This window comes from Streptomyces spinoverrucosus (assembly GCF_006539505.1).
GTDB lineage: Bacteria > Actinomycetota > Actinomycetes > Streptomycetales > Streptomycetaceae > Streptomyces > Streptomyces spinoverrucosus.
Genome location: NZ_BJND01000011.1, coordinates 1 through 22,461, shown reverse-complemented (window position 1 = coordinate 22,461; position 22,461 = coordinate 1). Strand labels below are relative to the sequence as shown.

Here is a 22,461-nt window from a genome sequence, read left to right as displayed (position 1 = left end):
GGGCGCCCGCCTCCAGGACCTCGTCGAGGTTGCCGAGGTCGATGCCGCCGATGGCGAACCAGGGGCGGCCGGTGCCCAGCGCGGCCGTGTGCCGGACCAGGTCGAGGCCGGGGGCGTGGCGGCCGGGCTTGGTGGGGGTCGGCCAGCAGGGGCCGGTGCAGAAGTAGTCCACGCCCTGCTGGACGGCCGCCGCCTCTGCCTCGGACTCCGCGTGCGTGGAGCGGCCTATGAGGATGTCGTCGCCGAGGATCGCCCGGGCCGCCGGGACCGGGAGGTCGCCCTGGCCGAGGTGGAGCACGTCGGCGCCGGCGGCGTGCGCGACGTCCGCGCGGTCGTTGACCGCGAGCAGCTTGCCGTGCCGGGCGCAGGCGTCGGCGAAGACCGTGAGGTGCTCCAGCTCCTCGGCGGCCTCCATGCCCTTGTCGCGCAGCTGCACGATGTCGACCCCGCCGACCAGGACCGCGTCCAGGAACTCGGGCAGGTCGCCCTGGCGCTTGCGGGCGTCCGTGCACAGGTACACACGGGCGTCGGCGAGCCGGGCGCGAGCGGTGGCGGCGGTGTCGGGCATGAGTGGGTCCCCCCGTGGATCGGTACCTCTGGGTGTCACTGTCGGTGGCGTACGGGCCGCGCCGGGGCGCGGTCGGCCCGGGGCCGTGGCTCAGGGCCTGTCGATCGGATCATGTCGGCGTCACGCACCCTGGCACGCGACGCCGAACGACAGGCCCACTGGCCGACCGCGGCCCGTACGCCGGGACGGTTGCTCGGGTCGCGTCGGCGGCGTCAGACGGCGAGCGCCTGGGCCCGCCGCTTCACCTCCGTGCCGCGATTCTCGCTCAGCGCCTGCGCGGGCGTGCCGGGCAGGGTCGGGTCGGGGGTGAAGAGCCACTCCAGCATCTCTTCGTCCGTGAAGCCGTCGTCCCGCAGGAGCGTCAGGGTCCCGGACAGGCCCTTGACGACCTTGTCTCCGTCGATGAAGGCGGCGGGGACGTGCAGCGCGCGGTTCTCACCGCGGCGGACGGCGATGAGCTGGCCCTCCTTGACCAGCTGCCGCACGCGCGTCACCTCGACGCCGAGCTTTTCGGCGATGTCGGGGAGGGTGAGCCAGGCAGGGACGAGAGCATCGATCTTTGCGTCAATCTCGGTCACGGGAACAAGCCTGCCATCCCCCACTGACAGTCGGAAGTCAGCCCCGCCCACCGACCCCTCCCACCTGCGAGAACACGTTAGGCCGTGGCCGCCTTCAGCGGGCGCGCCGGGTCGGCCAGCAGCTCGGGATCCAGCACGGTCCCGGCCTCGATCAGCCGCCGTCCCTGCGCCAGGTCCCGTGGCCGGCCCACGGCCAGCAGGGCGACCAGCCGGCCCTCGCGCAGCCAGCACACCGACCAGGCGGGCCCGGCCGGGTCACCGCGCCACACGGTGGCGTCGGCGGACGTGTGGTGCCCGGCGTACTGGACGAACCGCCCGAACTGCTCCGACCAGAAGTACGGAACCGGGTCGTAGAGCGCCGGTGCCTCGCCGATGATGTTCGCCGCGACCGTACGGGGACCCTGCAGGGCGTTGTCCCAGTGGTGCACCATCAGCCGCTCGCCATACCTTCCCGAAGGGAAGGACGCGCAGTCGCCGACCGCGTAGACGTCCGGCGCCGAGGTGCGCAGGTGGTCGTCGGCCACGACCTCGCCGTGCGCGCCGAGCTCGATGCCGGAGCCGGTGAGCCAGCGCGTGGCCGGCCGGGCACCGATGCCGACCACGACGGCGTCGGCGGGAATCCGCGAGCCGTCGTCCAGGACGACCGCGCCGGGCTCGACACGCCGCACGCGCGCGTGGGTGCGCAGCACGGCCCCGCTGTCGGCGTACCAGGCGGCCATCGGTGCGGCCACCTCGTCGGGCAGCGCCCCGGCGAGGGGGCGGTCCGCGGCCTCCACGACGGTCACCGCGCAGCCCGCCTCCCGGGCGGCCGTGGCGAACTCCGCGCCGATCCAGCCCGCGCCGACGACCACGATGTCGTGCTGCCGGGCGAGCACCGGCCGCAGCCGTTCGGCGTCGTCGAGGGTGCGCAGCAGATGCACCCCGGGGACGCCCTCCGCGCCCGGCAGGGTGATCGGTTCGGCGCCGGTGGCGAGGACCAGCACGTCGTACGGCACCGGCCCGGCCTCGGTGTCCAGCTCGTGGTCGCCGGGGCGGACGCCGGTCACCTCGCGCCCGAGGTGGAGGTCGATGCCGAGCGCCTCGAAGTCGACGTCGAAGGCGGAGCCCTCGGCCTTGCCGAGCAGGATGGCCTTGGAGAGCGGCGGCCGGTCGTACGGCTGGTGGGGCTCGGCGCCGATCAGCGTCACGGTGCCGGTGAAGCCCTGTTCCCGCAGGGCGACGGCGGTCTGCACCCCGGCCATGCCCGCGCCCACGACGACCACGCGCCGCGCCTGTGCCCTCGTCTGCTCGCTCACCTGATCACCATAGACAACTGACAGATTGTCAGTCAGGGGGCGGACCCAGTGACCTGCTCCACACCACTAGCGGACCTGCTCGACCACGCTGGTCCCGCTGCCCGGCTGCGACTCCCACTCCCAGCTCTCCTCCAGCCGCACCCGCCCGTCCGGCAGCTCCACGACCGTCGACACACAGTGCCCCGAGGACGTCGTCCCGTCCCGCTTCAGCTGCACGTAGCGGAAGTCCAGCCGGTCGCCCTCGCGGGTCCCCACCAGGTACCCGCGGACCACGTCCCCACCCGCGTACTCGGCCCAGATCTCGCCGCCCCGCTCGTGGTACGCGAACCGGGTGCGGGTCCCGACCTGACCCGGTGCTTGGTCTGCGACGGGGGCGAGCACGAGGCCGTCGAGTGAGCGGGGCATGACAGGAGGCTCCCTTACAGAGGTGTGGCGGCAAGAGCTAGGGTGGCCACCGTAAAGCACTCGCGGGAGCCCGGACGCACCGGGCTGAGAGGGAGGCTGGACGGCCTCCGACCGTACGAACCTGATCCGGGTCATGCCGGCGAAGGGAGGGGCTGAGCGCCCGTGTCGTCTTCCGCACGTACGTCAGACGTCCTCGTCATCGGGGGCGGAATCATCGGTCTGGTCACGGCCTGGCGGGCCGCGCAGCGCGGACTCGCCACCACCGTGGTGGACCCCGAGCCGGGCGGCGGGGCCGCCCAGGTGGCGGCCGGCATGCTGGCCGCCGTCACGGAACTGCATTACGGCGAGGAGACCCTGCTCGGTCTGAACCTCGCCTCGGCCCGCCGCTATCCGGACTTCGCGGCCGAGCTCACCGACCTCACCGGCCACGACCTCGGCTACCGCCGGTGCGGCACGCTCGCCGTCGCGCTGGACGCCGACGACCGCGCCCATCTGCGCGAGCTGCACGCCCTGCAACGGCGGTCGGGGCTCGACTCCGAGTGGCTGTCGGGCCGGGACTGCCGCCGCCTGGAGCCGATGCTGGCGCCGGGTGTGCGCGGCGGGCTGCGGGTCGACGCCGATCACCAGATCGACCCTCGGCGCCTCGCGGCGGCCCTCGTGGCCGCGTGCGAGCGGGCGGGCGTGGTCTTCCACCGGGAGTGGGCCGAGCGGCTGCTGGTCGTCCGGGAGCGGGCGACGGGGGTCGTCACGCGCGCGGGGGCCGAGGTGGCCGCCGGGCAGGTGGTGCTGGCCGCCGGGAGCCTCAGCGGGCGGCTGGCGGGCGTCCCGGACGCCGTACGGCCGCCCGTGCGGCCGGTGAAGGGCCAGGTGCTGCGGCTGACCGTGCCGCCGGTCCACGCGCCGTTCCTGAGCCGCACCGTGCGCGCGGTGGTGCGCGGCAGCCATGTCTACTTGGTGCCGCGCGAGAGCGGCGAGCTGGTCGTCGGCGCCACCAGTGAGGAAATGGGCTGGGACACCACGGTCACCGCCGGGGGCGTGTACGAGCTGCTGCGCGACGCGCACGAGCTGGTCCCCGGCCTCACCGAGCTGCCCCTGACGGAGACCCGGGCAGGGCTGCGCCCCGGCTCGCCCGACAACGCGCCCCTGCTCGGCCCGACCGAACTGGACGGCCTGCTGCTGGCCACCGGCCACTACCGCAACGGCGTCCTGCTCACCCCGGTCACCGGCGACGTCATGGCCCACGTCCTGACCACCGGTGAACTCCCGGACGAGGCCCGCCCCTTCACGCCGAAGCGCTTCAGCGCCGCACTCACGGAGCAGCCCGCATGATCATCTCCGTCAACGGGGAGCCCCGCCGGATCGCCGACGGAACGGCTCTCGACGCCCTCGTACGCACCCTCACCGCGGCGCCCTCCGGAGTGGCCGCCGCCCTCAACGAAACCGTCGTCCCGCGCGCGCAGTGGCCGACCACGCCCCTGTCCGAAGGGGACCGTGTCGAAGTCCTCACCGCCGTCCAAGGAGGCTGACCCATGGCCGACGATCCCTTTGTCCTGGGAGGTACGACCTTCACCTCCCGGCTGATCATGGGCACCGGCGGCGCGCCCAGCCTCGACGTGCTGGAGCGGGCGCTGGTCGCCTCCGGGACCGAGCTGACCACGGTCGCGATGCGGCGCGTGAACCCCGATGTGCACGGCTCGGTGCTGTCGGTGCTGGACAAGCTGGGCATCCGGGTGCTGCCCAACACGGCCGGCTGCTTCACGGCCGGTGAGGCGGTGCTGACCGCCCGCCTCGCGCGCGAGGCACTCGGCACCGAGCTGATCAAGCTGGAGGTCATCGCCGACGAGCGCACCCTGTTGCCGGACCCGATCGAGCTGCTGGACGCGGCGGAGACGCTGGTGGACGACGGTTTCACCGTGCTGCCGTACACCAATGACGACCCCGTGCTGGCGCGCAAGCTCCAGGAAGTGGGCTGTGCCGCGATCATGCCGCTCGGGTCGCCGATCGGCTCCGGGCTCGGCATCCGCAATCCGCACAACTTCCAGCTGATCGTCGAGCACGCGCGCGTGCCGGTGATCCTGGACGCGGGAGCGGGTACGGCGTCGGACGCGGCGTTCGCGATGGAGCTGGGGTGCGCGGGTGTGATGCTCGCCTCGGCCGTCACGCGGGCACAGGAGCCGGTGCTGATGGCCGCCGCCATGAGGAACGCGGTGGAGGCGGGGCGGCTGGCCCGGCTGGCGGGGCGTATCCCTCGGCGGCACTTCGCGGAGGCGTCCTCGCCGGTGGAGGGGATGGCCGCACTGGATCCGGAGCGGCCCGCCTTCCACTGACCCTGCGCATGTAAGACACGTCACAGGTCGGCTGCAGTCCCGCCCCGATGCCGCGGGAAGCGGCAAGCAGTGTCGGTGGCGGCTCGTACACTCGCCTGCGTGGACACGACCCTTCAGGACCCTCTGGTCGGACGGCTGCTCGACGGCCGTTATCGCGTCGACGCGCGCATCGCGGTCGGCGGGATGGCCACGGTCTACCGGGCCGTGGACACCCGCCTCGACCGGGTGCTCGCGCTCAAGGTGATGCATCCGACCCTGGCCGCCGACGGCACCTTCGTCGAGCGGTTCATCCGCGAGGCCAAGTCGGTGGCCCGCCTCGCCCACCCCAACGTCGTCCAGGTGTTCGACCAAGGGGCCGACGGGTCGTATGTCTACCTGGCCATGGAGTACGTCTCCGGCTGCACCCTGCGCGACGTGCTGCGCGAGCGCGGGGCGCTGCAGCCGCGGGCCGCGCTGGACATCCTGGAGCCGGTCCTCGCCGCGCTGGGCGCCGCGCACCGCGCCGGGTTCGTGCACCGGGACATGAAGCCGGAGAACGTCCTCATAGGGGACGACGGCCGGGTCAAGGTCGCCGACTTCGGGCTCGTCCGGGCCGTGGACACGGTCACCCACACCACCGGCTCCGTCCTCGGCACCGTCTCCTACCTCGCCCCGGAGCAGATCGAGCACGGCAGCGCCGACCCCCGCGTCGACGTGTACGCGTGCGGTGTGGTGCTGTACGAGATGCTGACCGGCGCCAAGCCGCACACCGGGGACTCCCCCGCCCAGGTGCTCTACCGGCACGTCCACGACGACGTGCCGCCACCCTCGGCGGTCGTGCCCGGCCTGCCGTACGAGCTGGACGAGCTGGTCGCCCAGGCGACCGCCCGCACCCCGGAGATCCGCCCGCACGACGCCGTGGCGCTGCTGGCGCGGGTCCGTGAGGCGCGCGGCGCGCTCAGCGAGGACCAGCTCGACGCGGTGCCCCCGCAGGCGATCACCGCGGAGCACGACAACGCCGACGACCGTACGAGCGTGATCCCGCGCGCGTTGACCGCGCTGCGGCAGCTGCCCGTCAACGAGGACGATGACGAGTCCCGGTACAACCGGACCAGCCGACTGGAGTCCCCGCCGCTGGACGCCCCGCGCCGCCGCTCCGGCCCCCCGCGCGCGGTCGTCACGATCGTCGCCGCCGTGCTGCTGGCGCTGGGCCTCGGTGTGGGCGTCTGGTACATCAACTCGGGCCAGTTCACCGAGGTCCCGCCGCTGCTGGCGAAGACCGAGGCGCAGGCCAAGGACCGGCTCGCGGATGCCGGGCTGGAGGTCGGGCAGGTCAAGCACGCCTACAGCGACACGGTGAAGCGCGGCACGATCATCAGCACCGACCCGGCGCCGGGCTCCCGGATCCGGCACAACGACTCCGTGACGCTCACCGTCTCCGACGGCCCCGAGACGGTGAAGGTGCCGGATCTCGCGGGCTACCGGCTGGACAAGGCGCGCAGCGTACTCAAGGACAGCGGGCTGGAGCCGGGCATGGTGACCCGGAAGTTCAGTGAGGACATCTCCCGGGGTTCCGTGATCAGCACGGACCCGGCGACGGGCACGACGACGCGCGCGGGCACGGCGATCGCCCTCACCGTCAGCAAGGGCGCCCCGGTGGACGTCCCGGACGTCACCGGCCGTGACCTGGGGGAGGCCAGGGAGCGGCTCCAGGAGGCGGGCCTGAAGGTGCGGATCGCCTCCGGGCGGATCAACTCGGAGTACGAGGCGGGCCAGGTCGCCCGGCAGAACCCGGGGCCCGACGGCCAGGCCGCCGTGGGCGACACGGTGACGCTGACGCTGTCCAAGGGGCCGGAGATGATCGAGGTTCCGGACGTGGTGGGCGACAGTGTCGACGAGGCCACCAAGCAGCTTCAAAACGCCGGATTCCAGGTCGAGGAGGACCGCGGGCTGCTCGGCCTGTTCGGCGACACCGTGCGGGGCCAGTCCGTGGAGGGCGGCGAGACCGCACCCAAGGGGTCGACGATCACCATCGAGATCCGCTGACCGACGATCACCGGCCGGACCGCTGACCGATGAAGATCCGCTGACGAGGCACCCCGGGGCACATGACACCCTGAACGGGTGAAGAGTCAACACCCCGGCCCCTCCCGCAACCCCATCGGCGGTCACGTCCCCGTCGCCGGCGGCCTGCACTCCGTGGGCCTCACCTACGCCCACGACCTCAAGGCCGAGACCGTGCAGGTCTTCGTCGCCAACCCGCGTGGCTGGGCCACGCCGACCGGTGACCCGCGGCAGGACGAGGCGTTCCGCGCGGCGTGCGCGCAGGAGTCGATCCCGGCGTATGTGCACGCGCCGTACCTGATCAACTTCGGCTCGCACACGGCGGCCACCGTCGAGCAGTCGGTGCGGTCGCTGCGGCACTCGCTGCGGCGCGGGCGGGCGATCGGCGCGCTCGGCGTGGTCGTGCACACCGGGAGCGCGACCGGCGGGCGGGAGCGGTCGGTGGCGCTGAAGCAGGTGCGGGAGTACCTGCTGCCGCTGCTCGACGAGTTGGGCGACGACGACCCGTACCTGCTGCTGGAGTCCACGGCCGGCCAGGGCTCCTCGCTGTGCTCACGCACCTGGGACTTCGGACCGTACTTCGAGGCCCTGGACGCCCATCCGAAGCTGGGCGTCTGCCTCGACACCTGCCACATCTTCGCCGCCGGGCACGACCTGACCGGCCCGAACGGCATGCACCAGACGCTGGACCTGCTTCTCGACACGGTCGGCGAGGGCTGGCTGAAGCTGATCCACGCCAATGACTCCAAGGACATGGTCGGCGCCCACAAGGACCGGCACGAGAACATCGGCGCCGGTCACATCGGCGAGGACCCGTTCCGCGCCCTGATGACCCACCCCGCCACCGAAGGCGTACCGCTGATCATCGAGACACCCGGCGGCAAGGAGGGACACGCGGCGGACGTGGAGCGGCTGAAGAAACTCCGGGACGGGTAAGCCCCCAAGCCCTCAAGCCCCCCAAGCCCCCACCAGTACCCCCAGGAGTCAGAGCTCGGGGCCGTCCCCGGGCCCCTCCTGGTACGAGTAGCGCTGTTCCTTCCACGGATCGCCGATGTTGTGGTAGCCGCGCTCCTCCCAGAAGCCGCGGCGGTCGGCGGTCATGTACTCCACCCCGCGCACCCACTTCGGGCCCTTCCAGGCGTACAGGTGCGGGACGATCAGGCGGAGCGGGAAGCCGTGCTCGGCGGTGAGGAGTTCGCCGTCCTTGTGGGTGGCGAAGATCGTGTGCTCGGAGGCGAAGTCCGACAGCCGCAGATTGGAGCTGAAGCCGTACTCCGCCCACACCATCACATGGGTGACATTCGGGGCGGGCGGCGCGAGCTCCAGGATGGTCCGGGCGGGGATTCCACCCCACTCCGCGCCGAGCATGCTGAACTTCGTGACGCAGTGCAGATCGGCCACCACGGTGGTGTACGGCAGGGCCGTGAACTCCTCGTGGGTCCAGCAGCGCTTGTCCCCGTCGGCGGTGGCGCCGAAGACCCTGAACTCCCAGCGCTCGGGCCGGAACTTGGGCACCGGGCCGTAGTGCGTGACCGGCCATCCGCGCTGCACTCGCTGACCCGGCGGAAGCTCGAACGATGCCGCTGCTCCAGATTCGCGCTCCACCGGATGACCCATGACTCCATCCTGACAGACGGTGGACGGTGCACAGGACCAGCCCCGTGCGATAACGGACAATTCGCACTAAGCATGCCCTTACTTACTAAGTACGCACTTACTGGACGATCTTCTACGCCCGGTGCAATCATGCGGCGAAACCTCCCAGTTCCCCGCGTGGAAGGAGCCTCTGCGATGCAGGGCGACCCCGAGGTCATCGAGTTTCTCAACGAGCAGCTCACCGCCGAGCTCACCGCGATCAATCAGTACTTTCTGCACGCGAAGATGCAGGAGAACCTCGGCTGGTACAAGCTCGCGAAGTACACCCGGAGCGAGTCGTTCGACGAGATGAAGCACGCCGAGGTGCTCACGGACCGGATCCTGTTCCTGGAGGGTCTGCCGAACTACCAGCGGCTGTTCCATGTACGGATCGGCCAGACGGTTCGGGAGATGTTCGAGGCCGACAAGCAGGTCGAGGTGGAGGCGATCGACCGGCTCCGGCGGGGCATCGAGGTGATGCGCAACAAGGGCGACATCACGTCGGCGAACATCTTCGAGTCGATCCTCGCGGACGAGGAGCACCACATCGACTACCTGGACACCCAGCTGGATCTGGTGGAGCAGCTCGGCGAGGCGCTGTACATCTCCCAGCTGATCGAGCAGCCGGACAGCTGAGTCAGGACAGCCGAGTCAGGCGGCCTCGTCCAGTTCCGCGACCTCGGAGAGCACCGGCTTGCCCTGATCGGCCAGTTCACGGCGGGGGCAGGCGCCCCGGCCCAGCAGCGCCTGGATGCGACGGACGCAGGAGCCGCAGTCCGTGCCCGCCTTGCAGGCCGAGGCTATCTGGCGAGGGGTGCAGGCGCCGTCCGCCGCATGCTGCTTGACCTGCTGCTCGGTGATGCCGAAGCAACTGCAGACGTACACGCGTGTCACCTCCCGCCGGGATCGATCGATGGTGCCGTCCCCGTTGATCGGTGAGGCTAACCTAACCTTACCCGGCACACCCGGAGCGCAAAAGTAGAGGGGCGCGGATCGTTTGTGATCCGCGCCCCAATGCATGCGCCGGTAAGAGGCGAATCGGCTACTGGTCCCGGTACATCTCCGCGACCAGGAACGCCAGGTCCAGCGACTGGCTGCGATTCAGCCGCGGGTCGCAGGCCGTCTCGTAGCGCTGGTGCAGATCGTCGACGAAGATCTCGTCGCCGCCACCCACGCACTCGGTGACGTCGTCACCGGTCAGCTCGACATGGATGCCGCCCGGGTGCGTACCGAGCGCCTTGTGCACCTCGAAGAAGCCCTTGACCTCGTCGAGCACGTCGTCGAAGCGGCGGGTCTTGTGGCCGGAGGCCGCCTCGAAGGTGTTGCCGTGCATCGGGTCGGTCACCCAGGCCACGGTGGCGCCGGAGGCGGTGACCTTCTCGACCAGCTCGGGGAGCTTGTCGCGGATCTTGTCCGCGCCCATCCGGACGATGAAGGTCAGCCGGCCGGGCTCACGCTCGGGGTCGAGGCGCTCGATGTACTGCAGCGCCTCCTCGGCCGTCGTGGTCGGGCCGAGCTTGATGCCGATCGGGTTGCGGATCTTCGAGGCGAACTCGATGTGCGCGTGGTCCAGCTGACGGGTGCGCTCACCGATCCACACCATGTGCGCGGAGACGTCGTACAGCTGACCCGTGCGCGAGTCGACCCGCGTGAGCGCCGACTCGTAGTCGAGCAGCAGCGCCTCGTGCGAGGAGTAGAACTCGACGGTCTTGAACTCCTCCGGGTCGGCCCCGCAGGCGTGCATGAAGTTCAGCGCGTTGTCGATCTCGCGGGCGAGCTGCTCGTAGCGCTGGCCGGACGGGGACGACTTCACGAAGTCCTGGTTCCAGGCGTGCACCTGGCGCAGGTCGGCGTAGCCGCCGGTCGTGAAGGCGCGGACCAGGTTCAGCGTGGAGGCGGAGGCGTGGTACATCCGCTTCAGCCGCTCCGGGTCCGGGATCCGGGCCGCCTCGGTGAAGTCGAAGCCGTTGACGGAGTCGCCGCGGTAGGTCGGCAGCGTCACGCCGTCGCGGGTCTCGGTCGGCTTGGAGCGCGGCTTGGAGTACTGGCCGGCGATCCGGCCCACCTTCACCACGGGCACGGACGCGGCGTACGTCAGCACGGCGCCCATCTGGAGCAGGGTCTTGAGCTTGTTGCGGATCTGGTCGGCGGACACCGCGTCGAAGGCCTCGGCGCAGTCGCCGCCCTGGAGGAGGAACGCCTCGCCCCTGGCGACGGCTCCCATCCGGGCGCGCAGCTGGTCGCACTCGCCCGCGAAGACGAGCGGCGGATACGACTCGAGGTCCGCGATCACTGCGCGCAGAGCCTCGGGGTCGGGGTACTCGGGCTGCTGCGCCGCGGGCAGGTCTCGCCAGGTGTTGCCAGCGCCTGCGCTGGTCTTAGCGTTCACGGTCACAACCCCAACATTACGGGGTGATGTCCGGCCTTCCTGCCGATGCCCAGGAAGTGAGACGCCGGTAACGCAGTGCGGACATGGGGTAGGGTGCGGCGTATGTTCGCGCACTCGATCCAGAGCTGGTGGTGGACCGCTTCTTCGGCGGCCCACTGACTGCGCGTACGAAAAACTTCGCGAAGGCCGCCCGAGGGGCGGCCTTCGGCGTTTCCGCGGCCGTTCCTCGACCCGATCACGACGACGGAAGAGGAACCATGGACCTGGCACAGCTCCCGCACGACGACCGCCCCTTCGCCCTGCTCCGCCGCCGCGCCCCGGGCCACGACCACGACACCGTGGAACTGCTGCTCGGCCCGGTGACGGCATACGAGCGCCTCGCCGACCTCCCCGACGAGGGTCTGGCGCTCGTCCCGCACCGCCAGATCCGCGAGCGCGGCTTCGACGTCCGTGACGACGGCACCCCGCTGCTGGCGCTCGTCCCCGAGGAGTCGTACGACATCCCGCTCGCCGAGGCGCTGCGGCAGCTCCCGGCGCACGAGGTGCGCGTCGAGGGTGGCGGCTTCGACGTCGGGGACGAGGAGTACGCCGGGATCGTGGGGCGGGTGCTGCGGGAGGAGATCGGGCGGGGCGAGGGCGCCAACTTCGTCGTCCGGCGGACGTACGAGGGTGAGATCCCGGGGTTCGGCCGGGCCGACGCGCTGGCGCTGTTCCGGCGGCTGCTGGAAGGGGAGCGAGGTGCGTACTGGACGTTCGTCGTGCACACCGGGGACCGGACACTCGTCGGCGCCAGTCCCGAGGTGCACGTGCGGATGTCCGGCGGCACGGTCGTCATGAACCCGATCAGCGGGACGTACCGCTATCCCGCCGAGGGGCCCACCCCCGAGCACCTGCTCGGCTTCCTCGCCGAGGGCAAGGAGATCGAGGAGCTGTCGATGGTCGTCGACGAGGAGCTCAAGATGATGTGCGCGGTCGGCGACATGGGCGGGGTGGTCGTGGGGCCGCGGCTGAAGGAGATGGCGCACCTCGCGCACACCGAGTACGAGCTGCGCGGCAAGTCCTCGCTGGACGTCCGGGAGGTGCTGAAGGAGACCATGTTCGCGGCGACCGTCACCGGCTCGCCGGTGCAGAACGCCTGCCGGGTCATCGAGCGGTACGAGGCCGGCGGGCGCGGCTACTACGGCGGGGCCCTCGCCCTGCTCGGCCGGGACTCGGGCGGGGCGCAGACCCTGGACTCCCCGATCCTCATCCGCACCGCCGACATCGACGCCGCCGGGCGGCTGCGGGTGCCGGTGGGCGCCACGCTCGTGCGCGGCTCGGACCCGGCGGGCGAGGTCGCGGAGACGCACGCGAAGGCGGCGGGGATGCTCGCGGCGCTGGGCGTGCTGGAACAGCGGCCGCGCGCAGAGTCCGTACAGCCGGGGCTGGCCGACGATCCCCGGGTGCGGGCCGCGCTGGACGGCCGCCGGGCCTCGCTCGCGCCCTTCTGGCTGCGGATGCAGGAGCGGACGGAGGAACTCACCGGGCATGCCCTGGTCGTCGACGGCGAGGACACCTTCACGGTGATGCTCGCGCACGTGCTGCGCTCCTCGGGCCTGACCGTCACCGTCCGCCGCTACGACGAACAGGGCCTGCGCGAGGCCGTGCTCGCGCACGAGGGGCCGCTCGTCATCGGGCCCGGCCCCGGCGACCCGTCCGACCTCAGCGATCCGAAGATGCGGTTCCTGCGGAAGCTGACCGCCGAGGTGGTTCGCGGGCATCGGCACGGAGTGCTGGGCGTCTGCCTGGGGCACGAGCTGATCGCGGCCGAGCTGGGGCTGGACATCGTACGGAAGGAAGTGCCGTACCAGGGGGCGCAGACGACGATCGACCTGTTCGGGCGGGCCGAGACCGTCGGCTTCTACAACAGCTTCGTGGCGCGCTGCGACGACGAGACGGCGGCGGAGCTGGCCGCGCACGGAATCGAGGTCAGCCGGAGCGACTCCGGTGAGGTGCATGCCCTGCGGGGAGACGGGTTCGCCGGCGTCCAGTTCCACGCGGAGTCGGTGCTGACGCTGAACGGCGCCGACATCGTGCGGGAGCTGATCGGTCAGCTGCGCGGCACCAGCACGTTCTCCGAGCGGCGGCCCGCCCGGTAGTCGAGGACGTTGCGCAGCGTGGTGTCGACGATCTGCCCGACCGCGTCCTCGGTGTAGTACGCCTGGTGGGAGGTGACCAGGACGTTCGGGAACGTGACGAGGCGGGCCAGGGTGTCGTCCTCGATGGCCTGCAGGGACTTGTCGAGGAAGAACAGCCCGGCTTCCGCCTCGTACACATCGAGGCCGACGCCCGTGAAGCGGCCCGCGCGCAGCTCGTGGACGAGGGCGGCGGTGTCGATCAGGCCGCCGCGGCTGGAGTTGATCAGGATCGCGTCGTCCTTCATCGACTTCAGGGCGGGTACGTCGATCAGGTGCCGGGTCTCCGGCATCAGCGGGACGTGCAGGGTGACCAGGTCGGACTCGGCGAGCAGCTGCTCCTTGGGGACGTACGCCATGCCGAGCTGCATGCATTCGGGGTTCTCGGCGATGTCCCAGCCGAGCAGCCGCATGCCGAAGCCGTGCGCGATCCGGGCGAACGCCTCGCCGATCTTGCCGGTGCCGAGGACGCCGGCGGTGCGGCCGTGCATGTCGCGGCCCATCAGGCCGTCGAGGCGGAAGTCGAAGTCGCGGGTGCGGGTGGAGGCGCGGACGATACGGCGGTTGACGGCCATGGCGAGGGCCCAGGCGAACTCGGCGACCGCGTACGGCGAGTAGTACGACACCCGGGCCACCGTCATGCCGAGCCGCTCGGCCACGTCGAGGTCGATGTTGTTGAAGCCGGTCGAGCGCTGGGCGATCATCCGGGTCCCGCCGGACGCGAGGGTGGACAGGACCGGCGCGCCGAGGTCGGCGTTGACGCTGGTGGAGATGATCTCGTGGCCGGCGGCGATGGGGGCGGTGTCCTCGGTGAGGAAGACGTCCAGACAGCGGATGTCGTGGTGGCCCTGGAAGGCCCGCTCGATCAGGGGCTTCTCGTCGGCCTGCACACCGAAGGCCAGGATCTCCACGGCATCTCCTGTTCTGTGCGGGTATGGGCCGAATATACGACCCATACCCGTATTGCGGCCGATACTCGCGGGTCGCCGGTTCAGCCGAAGAACACCCCGACCTCGTCGTAGAGCTTGAGGTCGACCGTCTTCAGCCGGGCCGTGGCATCGGCGATCGGCACCCGGACGATGTCGGTACCGCGCAGGGCGACCATCGTGCCGAAGTCGCCGTCGCGGACGCAGTCGATGGCGTGCAGGCCGAAGCGGGTGGCGAGCCAGCGGTCGAAGGCGCTGGGCGTGCCGCCGCGCTGGACGTGCCCGAGGACGGTGGTCCGGGCCTCCTTGCCGGTCCGTTTCTCGATCTCCTTGGCCAGCCACTCGCCGACCCCGGACAGCCGTACGTGCCCGTAGGAGTCGAGGGACTCGTCCTTGAGGACCATGTCGCCGTCCTTCGGCACGGCCCCCTCCGCGACGACGACGATCGGGGCGTACGACGCCTTGAACCGGGACGTCACCCAGGCGCACACCTGGTCGACGTCGAAGCGCTGCTCGGGGATGAGGATGACGTTGGCGCCGCCGGCCAGGCCGGAGTGGATGGCGATCCAGCCGGTGTGACGGCCCATCACCTCCACGACCAGGACGCGCATATGGGACTCGGCGGTGGTGTGCAGGCGGTCGATGGCCTCGGTCGCGATGCCGACGGCGGTGTCGAAGCCGAAGGTGTAGTCCGTGGCGGACAGGTCGTTGTCTATCGTCTTCGGGACGCCGACGCAGGGCACGCCGTACTCGCCGGACAGCCGTGCGGCGACGCCGAGGGTGTCCTCGCCGCCGATCACGATGAGCGCGTCGACCTCGTGCTTGGCGAGGTTCTCCTTGATCCGGGTGACGCCGCCCTCGTGCTGGAACGGGTTGGTGCGCGAGGAGCCGAGGATGGTGCCGCCGCGGGGCAGGATGCCGCGCACGGCCGGGATGTCGAGGCGTGTGATGTCACCGTCGAGCGGACCGCGCCAGCCGTCCCGGAAGCCGACGAAGTCATAGCCGTACTCCTGCACGCCCTTGCGGACGATGCCCCGGATGACGGCGTTGAGCCCGGGGCAGTCGCCGCCCCCGGTCAGTACTCCGACCCGCATGGAATTGTCCCTTCGCCGCGGTTGCCGTGTGCCGTGTGCCGTACGAGCACGCTAATGGTGACTCAGGTCACTACGGCATGGCCCGTAAGGGAAAATCCGGTGAGTCGGCGAACTGTTGGTTCGGGCCGGGACGGTTCCTATTCCTCGTCGAGGCCGCGCTCTATCGCGTACCTCACCAGTTCCACCCGGTTGTGCAACTGGAGCTTGCCGAGTGTGTTCTGGACGTGGTTCTGGACCGTGCGGTGGGAGATGACCAGCCGTTCGGCGATCTGCTTGTAGCTCAGGCCCTTGGCGACCAGCCGCAGCACCTCGGTCTCACGGTCCGTCAGGCGGGGCGCCCTGGGCTCGTCGGAGTCGGTCGCCGCGCCGGGCGCCGGGTCGGAGGCGAGGCGCCGGTACTCGCCGAGCACCAGTCCCGCCAGGCCCGGCGTGAAGACCGGGTCACCGACGGCCGTACGGCGGACCGCGTCCAGCAACTCCTCCGTGGACGCCGACTTCAGCAGATAGCCGGTCGCGCCGGACTTCACGGCCTCCAGTACGTCGGCGTGCTCACCGCTCGCCGACAGCACCAGGACGCGCAGCGCCGGGTTGTGGGCGACGAGTTCCTTGCAGACCTGGACGCCGGGCTTGGCGGGCAGGTTGAGGTCCAGGACGAGGACGTCGGGCGCGGCCGCCTTGGCTCGGCGCACCGCCTGGTCGCCGTCGCCCGCCGTGGCGACCACCTCGAAGCCGGACTCGGCCAGGTCGCGGGCGACCGCGTCGCGCCACATGGGGTGGTCGTCGACCACCATCACCTTGATCGGGCCCTGCTGTTCGCTCATCGCTGCCCCCGTGCCATCAGCTTCGGTACCTTCAGCTCGACTTCCGTGCCCTGTCCGGGCGTTGAGATCAGCTCGGCCGTGCCGCCCAGGTCGCGCAGCCTGCCTCGGATGGACAGCGCCACTCCGAGCCGTCCCTCGCCCTCGGCCTGCGCGAGGCGGCCCTCGGGGATGCCGGGGCCGTCGTCGCGGACGGTCACGATCACCGCGTCGGGCTCGTCCTCGACCAGGATCCAGGCCCGGGCGCCCTCGCCGGCGTGCTTGCGGACGTTGTCCAGCGCGGCCGACACGGCTGCGGCCAGCTCCCGCGCGGCGGACGGCGGCAGCAGGACCGGCGCGCCGGGCTCGGCGAGACTGACCCGGGCTGCGGCGTACGGGGCGAGCAGCGCGCGCAGATCGACGGGGCCGCCGTCGTCGTCCGGCTCCTCGACGGTGCGTACGACCGCCCCTTCGGCGGCGTCCTCCGAGACCCGGGAGACGGGCACCATGCCGCCGGACACCAGCGTGCGCAGGGCCACCTCCTGCTCACCGGCCATGCGGCCCAACTCGGCCGCCTCGCCGCCGATGACCGCGCCGCGCCGCTGCACCATCGCCAGCACCTGGAGCACGCTGTCGTGGATGTCCCGGGCGAGCCGCTCCCGCTCGCGGGTCGCGGCCTCGATCTCCAGGGCGCGGGCGAGGGTGCGCTCGGAGGCGCGGGCGACCTCGACGACGTACCCGATGGCGATGGAGGCGATCCACACCAGCAGCACCATGTGGACGGTGTCACGGGTCGGTACGCCGGAGCGGTGGACCAGGTTGGCGGCGGCGACCAGCGTGGAGGCGAAGGCCGCCCAGCGCCAGCCGCCCTTGATGGCGAAGGCCAGCACGGCTCCCGCGGTCCATATCGACGGCAGGGTCGGGGCGCCGGCGTCGATCCGCTCGGGGCTCTCGGCGACCCGGGTGAGCAGGATGCCGGTCAGGGCGATGGCGAGGTCGACGGCGAGGAAGCGCTTGGTGCAGCTGGCGGCGTTGGCGACCCTGGGCAGGGTGGCCAGGGTCCAGGCGGCCAGGACGGCCAGGTAGGCGATGGTCACGCCGGGGCGGGCGACCTCGTCGTAGGCGCTGACGAAGAGCCCGATCGCGTACACCATGGTCAGGACGCGGTACCCCATGAGCGCACGCCACAGCGGCTGCTCGACCGACATCCTCATGACGCGCTCACGCCTGGCCATGTCCCCCCGCCCCGTCGCTACTGGTCGGCCCGCTGTTCCTTTTCTGTCTGCGCCTGGACTTCTGCTATCTGCGCCTGTTCCTTGTCCTTCTGCGCCTGGTCCTTTTCCTTCTGCGCCTGTTCCTTCTCGGCCTGCGCGAGCGCGGCCTTGGCCGCCTTGGCCGCTTCCTTCTCCGCCTTCGCCGCCTCCGCGATCTGCCGCTTGGCGGCGGTCGCGTAGATGTCGACGTACTCCTGGCCGGAGAGCTTCATGATCTCGTACATGACCTCGTCGGTCACCGCGCGGAGCACGAAACGGTCGTGCTCCATGCCCCGGTAGCGGCTGAAGTCCAGCGGCTTGCCGATCCGGATGCCGGGCCGCATCAGCTTCGGCACGACCTTGCCGGGCGGCTGGATCTTCTCCGTGTCGATCATCGCGACCGGGATGACGGGGGCGCCGGTGGCGAGCGCCACGCGCGCGAGGCCGCCGGGCTTGCCGCGGTAGAGGCGGCCGTCGGGCGAGCGGGTGCCCTCGGGGTAGATGCCGAACAGCTCACCGCGCTCGATGACCTCGATGCCGCTCTTGATCGCGGCCTCGCCCGCGCCCCGGGCGCCGGAGCGGTCCACCGGGAGCTGGCCGACGCCCTTGAAGAAGGCTGCGGTCAAGCGGCCCTTGATGCCGGGGGTGGTGAAGTACTCGGCCTTGGCGATGAAGGTGACCTTCCGGTCGAGCACCGCGGGCAGGAAGAACGAGTCGGAGAAGGACAGGTGGTTGCTCGCCAGGATCGCGGGGCCCTCGGCGGGAACGTTCTCCAGGCCCTCCACCCAGGGCCGGAAGACGAGCTTCAGCGGCCCCCCGACGGAAACCTTCATCGCGCCGTACAACAACCGAGTGCCTCCTGTGTCTGTAGATCAGACCTTAACCCGGCGGCCCGTCAATGAACCCGACGACCCTGGTCGGTGTCAGTGCGGTCGCGTACGGTGAAGCACACCTGACTCTTTTCACGCCCCTCTGACATGAACAGGAGACCGAAGGTGCCGGTCCTTCCTGGAGCCGAGCCGTACCGCCATGACGGCGGAGAAGTCGGCGTCCTGCTCTGCCACGGCTTCACCGGTTCCCCCCAGTCACTGCGCCCCTGGGCGGAGTATCTCGCCGAGCACGGTCTGTCCGTCGCGCTGCCGCTGCTGCCCGGGCACGGCACGCGCTGGGAGGACATGGAGCTCACGGGCTGGCAGGACTGGTACGCCGAGGTGGACCGCGAGCTGCGCGCCCTCAGCCGCCGGTGCGCGCAGGTGTTCGTGTTCGGCCTGTCCATGGGCGGCGCCCTCGCCCTGCGGCTCGCGGCCCGGCACGGGGACGCGGTCAGCGGTGTCGTGGTCGTCAACCCGGCGAACAAGGTGCACGGACTGTCGGCGTACGCCCTGCCGGTCGCCCGCCATCTCGTGCGGTCGACGAGGGGGATCACCAGCGACATCGCCAAGTCCGGCGCGGTCGAGATCGGCTACGACCGGGTCCCGCTGCACGCCGCGCACTCCCTGCGGAGCTTCTTCCGGATCGTCGACGGCGAGTTGCCGCAGGTCACGCAGCCGCTGCTGCTTCTGCACAGCCCGCAGGACCATGTGGTGCCGCCGGCCGACTCGGCCCGGATCCTCAGCCGGGTGTCCGCCACGGATGTGCGGGAGGTCCTGCTGGAACAGAGCTACCACGTCGCGACGTTGGACCACGACGCGGACCGGATCTTCGAGGAGAGCCTCGCGTTCATCGGCCGGCTCGCACCCAGTCTCGGCAAGGAAGGGACGGCCGCAGGTGGCTGAGCACGACTCCGACCGCGAGGACCGCGAGGAGCGGGAAGAACGGGAGGAACGGCAGGGCCGCGCCGGGGACCGGCGCGAGCCCGGTGAGCAGCACGTGCCGTTCGACGAGGACGCCGCCTGGGCGGCGATCGTCGCCGGGTTCGGCGAGGAGCCGCCGGACCCGCCGGGGGCCAAGCCGTTCAAGTCGGTCGAGGATCTGGCGCTGCTGGAGTCCGAGACGAACGACGCCGGGGGCGAGGTGGGCGAGCGCGAGCCCGAGCCCAAGCCCAAGAAGGAGACGCCGAAGCCGCTCGGCGGCTCGGTGACCTTCGCGCCGGGCGTGGGCGCCGGGCCCCGGGACTACACGGTGCCCGAGCCGTCCGAGGAGGACTTCGACGAGGAGGACGAGGGCCACTTCGTACCGCCGGAGCCGCCCCCGCTGCCCACCGGCGACACCACGGCCAAGTTCGCGTGGCTGGGCGTGCTGGGCGGGCCGGTGCTGCTTCTGCTGGCGGTGCTGCTCGGCTGGGACATGACCTGGTGGCTGACCACGCTCGGAATCGGCGGCTTCCTGGGCGGTTTCGCGACGCTGGTGATGCGGATGCGGACGGACGAGGAGGACGACGACGATCCGGGGCGGGGCGCGGTCGTCTAGGTCGGGCCCCTGAGGGCTAACTTGCGGGCACTTTGAGGGCGGCCAGGACCGGGAGGTGGTCCGTGGCCGCCCTCAGGTCTGTGTCCGTGATGCCGGGGTGGCCGAGGGGGACGCCGCAGCCGAGGACCTCGATCCCCTTGGTCGCGAAGATCGCGTCGATGCGCTGGTGGGGCTGGACCGGGGTCGAGGTGTACTCGCCGCCCCAGGGTGCGGTGGCCCAGCAGTCCTGGAGCCCGTCGGCCAGGCGCTGGAAGGTGCGTCCGCCGGGGCGTTCGTTGAGGTCGCCGCCCGCGATGGCGTGTTCGACGCCCATTCCCGCGAGCCGGTCGAGCAGTATGCCCGCCTGGTCGTACCGCTCGTCCTTCTGGAGCGAGAGGTGGCAGCTCAGCACCCCGAGGCGAGCGCCGCCGAAGCGGACCACCGCGGTCGCGAAGCCACGCCGGTGCAGGCCCGGCGTGAGCGGCAGCAGCACGTCCTCCGTGCGCTCGACCGTGGCCCGCAGCGAGCACAGCAGCGCCGGTCCCGCGGCGGTCGCGCCGCCCGAGAGGATCATCTGCCCGGACGCGGCCGCGAGCCGGGCGAGCTTCTTGCGCCAGCGGAAAAAGCGGGGGGCTTCCTGGATCAGGACCAGGTCGGGGTCGCAGGCGCTGATCACGCGGGCGAGCGCGGCGGTGTCGTCGCGCATCGAGCGGATGTTGTAGCTGAGGACCCGGATGAGGGCGGAACCGTCGGGTTCGGTACGGGAGTCGGGCAGCAACGGGGTCGCCATGCGGATCAACATACGGGACTGCACCGACGCCAGGGGCGCGGGGAACTGCGCGACCAGCCACAAACAACCCGGAGCCCGAATCGCGCAGAATCCCCAACGGCGCAACCGAACCTCACATGATCGGGTCCGGCTCCCGAGCCAGGTCCGCGGCGCCCACCAGCCCGGCCTTGTTTCCGAGCTGCGCGGCGATCACATCCGCGACCGGGCGCCAGTTGCCGCCCACCAGCCAGCGCTTGTACGACTTGCGGATCGGCTCCAGGACCAGCTCCCCCTCCTCGGACAGTCCGCCGCCCACGATGAAGGCGGAGGGGTCGAAGAGCGAGGCGAGGTCGGCGAGGCCCGCACCGGCCCAGCGGGCGAGTTCGCGGTAGGAGTCGACAGCGACGGGGTCGCCCTGGCGGGCGGCCATGGAGATGTGCTTGCCCTCGATGCCGTCGGGGGTGCCGTCGCCGAGCGAGAGCAGCAGTTCGGCGTTCTCGGGGGTGGCGTTGGCGCGCTGCTTGGCGTACCGCACGAGGGCGCGACCGGAGGCGTACTGCTCCCAGCAGCCCTGCGAGCCGCAGCCGCACAGCAGCCCGTCCGGCACCATCCGGATGTGGCCGAACTCGGCGGCCACGCCGAAGTGTCCGCGGCGCAGCTTGTTGCCGATGATGATGCCGCCGCCGAGGCCGGTGCCGAGCGTGATGCAGATGACGTTGCGGTGGCCCTTGCCGGCGCCGAACTTGTACTCGCCCCACGCGGCGGCGTTGGCGTCGTTCTCCACGACGACGGGGAGGCCGGTGCGGGCCTCGACCTTCTCCTTCAGCGGCTCGTTGCGCCAGTGGATGTTGGGCGCGAAGTAGACCGTCGAGCGCTGCCGGTTGACGTATCCGGCGGCGCCGATGCCCACGCCGACGATCTCGTGCCCGGCACGTGCGCCCTCCACGGCGGAGGCGATGGCGTCCACGATGCCCTCGGGCGTGCCCGGGGTCGGCACCTTGTGGGTCGAGAGGATGTTGCCTTCCTCGTCGACCACGCCGGCCGCGATCTTCGTGCCGCCGATGTCGACGCCGATGGTGAGTCCCATGAATCCCTCAGTTTCGGTCGAGCCCCGCTACGGCCAACCGTACCCGAGCAGAGGGTCAGTCCAAGTCGATGCGCTGGCCGGGGCCGGTGCCCTCGCCGGGGTCGCGGCGGGGGTCGTCGAGGTTCTTCAGCTCGTCCGAGGCGCTGCCGGCGTCCGTGCCGGACGTCCAGCGGCGTTCCTGGGCCTGGACCGCGGAGCGGTAGGCGGCGAGGAGTTCGTGACCGGCGGCGGCGAGGTGGTCGAAGACGTCCGGGTTGCGCTCGATCACGGGCTCCACGGCGGCCTTGGCCTGCTCCACGACCTGCTGCACCACCTGCTGGGCGGTCGGGCCGGCGACCGCGCCGAACAACGGCGACTGCAGGCCGGACAGCTTGTCCGCGACGGTGTCGACGAGCCGGCGCAGCTCCTCGGCGGCCGAGCCGGGCGGCGGCCCCTGCTGGGCCCGGCGGCGGGACTTCTCCGCCTCCAGGTCCTCGGCGCACGCGGTCGCCCACGCGTCGGCGTCACCCGTGGGGCGCGGCTCGTCGGCCGGCGGCTCCTGAGCGGCGTCGGGGAAGGGGCGCTCTTCGCTCATGACGGGCTCCTGACTACGTGTCGTCCCTACGACGTTACCCGAATGGGGCTGGGGCCTGTCCGGCGGCTTCACGACGTCCGCGGCCACAGCTGAGAGTCGCGCAGCTCACCCTCGCGCAGGGCGGAGGCAGCGGGACGACGCGGCGGAACCGGTCGGCGG

General features: G+C 71.4%; 25 protein-coding genes and 1 riboswitch. Of the genes, 10 read left to right on the top strand and 15 right to left on the bottom strand.

Translation table 11 applies throughout. The features are described from left to right. The 4 genes from thiE to SSP24_RS08275 all read right to left on the bottom strand — a co-directional run. The coding region (gene thiE, locus SSP24_RS08290; protein WP_141308426.1) for a thiamine phosphate synthase at positions 1 to 568 on the bottom strand (568 nt) is incomplete at its 3' end. A gap of 212 nt (positions 569 to 780) precedes the next feature. Continuing rightward, complete coding sequence (locus SSP24_RS08285; protein WP_141308424.1) at positions 781 to 1,146, bottom strand: Rv2175c family DNA-binding protein; 366 nt, start codon at positions 1,144 to 1,146, stop codon at positions 781 to 783. Between the two features lie 77 nt (positions 1,147 to 1,223). Further along, a complete protein-coding gene (locus SSP24_RS08280) occupies positions 1,224 to 2,441 on the bottom strand; it encodes an NAD(P)/FAD-dependent oxidoreductase (protein WP_141308422.1) in 1,218 nt (405 codons plus the stop codon). A 66-nt stretch (positions 2,442 to 2,507) separates the two neighbouring features. Next, a complete protein-coding gene (locus SSP24_RS08275; protein ID WP_141308420.1) occupies positions 2,508 to 2,846 on the bottom strand; it encodes an avidin-fold protein in 339 nt (112 codons plus the stop codon). A gap of 52 nt (positions 2,847 to 2,898) precedes the next feature. After that, positions 2,899 to 3,011, top strand: a riboswitch (TPP riboswitch). Between SSP24_RS08275 and thiO the strand changes: the two genes are divergently transcribed. The 5 genes from thiO (at position 3,009) to SSP24_RS08250 (ending at position 8,152) form a co-directional block, all read left to right on the top strand. Continuing rightward, the gene (gene thiO / locus SSP24_RS08270) at positions 3,009 to 4,175 is read left to right on the top strand and encodes a glycine oxidase ThiO (RefSeq protein WP_141308418.1); all 1,167 of its coding nucleotides are present in this window, start codon (positions 3,009 to 3,011) and stop codon (positions 4,173 to 4,175) included. Its footprint overlaps the riboswitch before it by 3 nt. Beyond that, complete coding sequence (gene thiS / locus SSP24_RS08265; RefSeq protein ID WP_141308416.1) at positions 4,172 to 4,372, top strand: sulfur carrier protein ThiS; 201 nt, start codon at positions 4,172 to 4,174, stop codon at positions 4,370 to 4,372. Before thiO ends, thiS begins: the two co-directional genes overlap by 4 nt. 3 nt (positions 4,373 to 4,375) lie before the next feature. Beyond that, on the top strand, positions 4,376 to 5,173 hold the full coding sequence (locus SSP24_RS08260; protein WP_141308414.1) for a thiazole synthase: 798 nt from the start codon (positions 4,376 to 4,378) through the stop codon (positions 5,171 to 5,173). A 99-nt stretch (positions 5,174 to 5,272) separates the two neighbouring features. Next, positions 5,273 to 7,198 (top strand): Stk1 family PASTA domain-containing Ser/Thr kinase, encoded by a 1,926-nt coding sequence (pknB, locus tag SSP24_RS08255; RefSeq protein WP_167529538.1) that lies wholly within the window; start codon positions 5,273 to 5,275, stop codon positions 7,196 to 7,198. A 78-nt stretch (positions 7,199 to 7,276) separates the two neighbouring features. Continuing rightward, positions 7,277 to 8,152: a deoxyribonuclease IV gene (locus SSP24_RS08250; RefSeq protein ID WP_141308410.1), complete on the top strand. Its 876-nt coding sequence runs from the start codon at positions 7,277 to 7,279 to the stop codon at positions 8,150 to 8,152. Between the two features lie 48 nt (positions 8,153 to 8,200). Here the strand turns inward: SSP24_RS08250 and SSP24_RS08245 are convergent, their stop codons facing one another. Continuing rightward, positions 8,201 to 8,833, bottom strand: a complete 633-nt coding sequence (locus SSP24_RS08245; RefSeq protein ID WP_141308408.1) for a sulfite oxidase-like oxidoreductase — start codon at positions 8,831 to 8,833, stop codon at positions 8,201 to 8,203. A 174-nt stretch (positions 8,834 to 9,007) separates the two neighbouring features. On the opposite strand from SSP24_RS08245, the gene bfr reads away from it, so the two are divergent. Further along, positions 9,008 to 9,487 (top strand): bacterioferritin, encoded by a 480-nt coding sequence (gene bfr / locus SSP24_RS08240; protein WP_141308406.1) that lies wholly within the window; start codon positions 9,008 to 9,010, stop codon positions 9,485 to 9,487. Between the two features lie 15 nt (positions 9,488 to 9,502). Here the strand turns inward: bfr and SSP24_RS08235 are convergent, their stop codons facing one another. After that, a complete protein-coding gene (locus SSP24_RS08235; protein WP_141308404.1) occupies positions 9,503 to 9,745 on the bottom strand; it encodes a (2Fe-2S)-binding protein in 243 nt (80 codons plus the stop codon). A 148-nt stretch (positions 9,746 to 9,893) separates the two neighbouring features. Beyond that, entirely contained in the window at positions 9,894 to 11,246 is a 1,353-nt protein-coding gene (locus SSP24_RS08230; RefSeq protein WP_141308402.1) for a class II 3-deoxy-7-phosphoheptulonate synthase, read from the bottom strand. A gap of 96 nt (positions 11,247 to 11,342) precedes the next feature. Here SSP24_RS08230 and SSP24_RS45285 point away from each other — a divergent pair, with 96 nt between their 5' ends. Next, positions 11,343 to 11,399 (top strand): trp operon leader peptide, encoded by a 57-nt coding sequence (locus SSP24_RS45285; RefSeq protein ID WP_141308428.1) that lies wholly within the window; start codon positions 11,343 to 11,345, stop codon positions 11,397 to 11,399. Between the two features lie 98 nt (positions 11,400 to 11,497). Beyond that, the gene (locus SSP24_RS08220; RefSeq protein WP_141308400.1) at positions 11,498 to 13,378 is read left to right on the top strand and encodes an anthranilate synthase family protein; all 1,881 of its coding nucleotides are present in this window, start codon (positions 11,498 to 11,500) and stop codon (positions 13,376 to 13,378) included. Here the strand turns inward: SSP24_RS08220 and SSP24_RS08215 are convergent. From SSP24_RS08215 to SSP24_RS08195, 5 genes are all read right to left on the bottom strand, one after another. After that, positions 13,330 to 14,325, bottom strand: a complete 996-nt coding sequence (locus SSP24_RS08215) for a 2-hydroxyacid dehydrogenase (protein WP_141308398.1) — start codon at positions 14,323 to 14,325, stop codon at positions 13,330 to 13,332. The genes SSP24_RS08220 and SSP24_RS08215 overlap by 49 nt on opposite strands. Before the next feature lie 80 nt (positions 14,326 to 14,405). Further along, the gene (locus SSP24_RS08210) at positions 14,406 to 15,434 is read right to left on the bottom strand and encodes a 6-phosphofructokinase (RefSeq protein ID WP_141308396.1); all 1,029 of its coding nucleotides are present in this window, start codon (positions 15,432 to 15,434) and stop codon (positions 14,406 to 14,408) included. A gap of 137 nt (positions 15,435 to 15,571) precedes the next feature. Continuing rightward, positions 15,572 to 16,255, bottom strand: a complete 684-nt coding sequence (locus tag SSP24_RS08205) for a response regulator (protein ID WP_141308394.1) — start codon at positions 16,253 to 16,255, stop codon at positions 15,572 to 15,574. Then, the gene (gene macS, locus SSP24_RS08200; RefSeq protein ID WP_141308392.1) at positions 16,252 to 17,466 is read right to left on the bottom strand and encodes a MacS family sensor histidine kinase; all 1,215 of its coding nucleotides are present in this window, start codon (positions 17,464 to 17,466) and stop codon (positions 16,252 to 16,254) included. Before macS ends, SSP24_RS08205 begins: the two co-directional genes overlap by 4 nt. A 17-nt stretch (positions 17,467 to 17,483) precedes the next feature. Beyond that, positions 17,484 to 18,317 carry a lysophospholipid acyltransferase family protein gene (locus SSP24_RS08195; RefSeq protein ID WP_141308390.1) on the bottom strand — a complete coding sequence of 278 codons (834 nt, stop codon included), beginning with the start codon at positions 18,315 to 18,317 and terminating at the stop codon, positions 17,484 to 17,486. A gap of 162 nt (positions 18,318 to 18,479) precedes the next feature. Between SSP24_RS08195 and SSP24_RS08190 the strand changes: the two genes are divergently transcribed. Together SSP24_RS08190 and SSP24_RS08185 are read left to right on the top strand one after the other, a co-directional pair. Next, positions 18,480 to 19,259, top strand: coding sequence for an alpha/beta hydrolase (locus tag SSP24_RS08190; RefSeq protein ID WP_141308388.1), 780 nt, complete (start codon positions 18,480 to 18,482; stop codon positions 19,257 to 19,259). Beyond that, positions 19,252 to 19,893, top strand: coding sequence for a hypothetical protein (locus tag SSP24_RS08185; RefSeq protein WP_141308386.1), 642 nt, complete (start codon positions 19,252 to 19,254; stop codon positions 19,891 to 19,893). The genes SSP24_RS08190 and SSP24_RS08185 overlap by 8 nt, the downstream gene beginning before the upstream one ends. 16 nt (positions 19,894 to 19,909) lie before the next feature. Here the strand turns inward: SSP24_RS08185 and SSP24_RS08180 are convergent, their stop codons facing one another. The 3 genes from SSP24_RS08180 to SSP24_RS08170 form a co-directional block, all read right to left on the bottom strand. Continuing rightward, positions 19,910 to 20,662, bottom strand: coding sequence for an endonuclease/exonuclease/phosphatase family protein (locus SSP24_RS08180; protein ID WP_141308384.1), 753 nt, complete (start codon positions 20,660 to 20,662; stop codon positions 19,910 to 19,912). A 112-nt stretch (positions 20,663 to 20,774) separates the two neighbouring features. Further along, the gene (locus SSP24_RS08175; protein WP_141308382.1) at positions 20,775 to 21,728 is read right to left on the bottom strand and encodes an ROK family glucokinase; all 954 of its coding nucleotides are present in this window, start codon (positions 21,726 to 21,728) and stop codon (positions 20,775 to 20,777) included. 55 nt (positions 21,729 to 21,783) lie between these two features. Further along, positions 21,784 to 22,302, bottom strand: coding sequence for a DUF5304 domain-containing protein (locus SSP24_RS08170; RefSeq protein WP_141308380.1), 519 nt, complete (start codon positions 22,300 to 22,302; stop codon positions 21,784 to 21,786). Between the last annotated feature and the right edge of the window lie 159 nt (positions 22,303 to 22,461).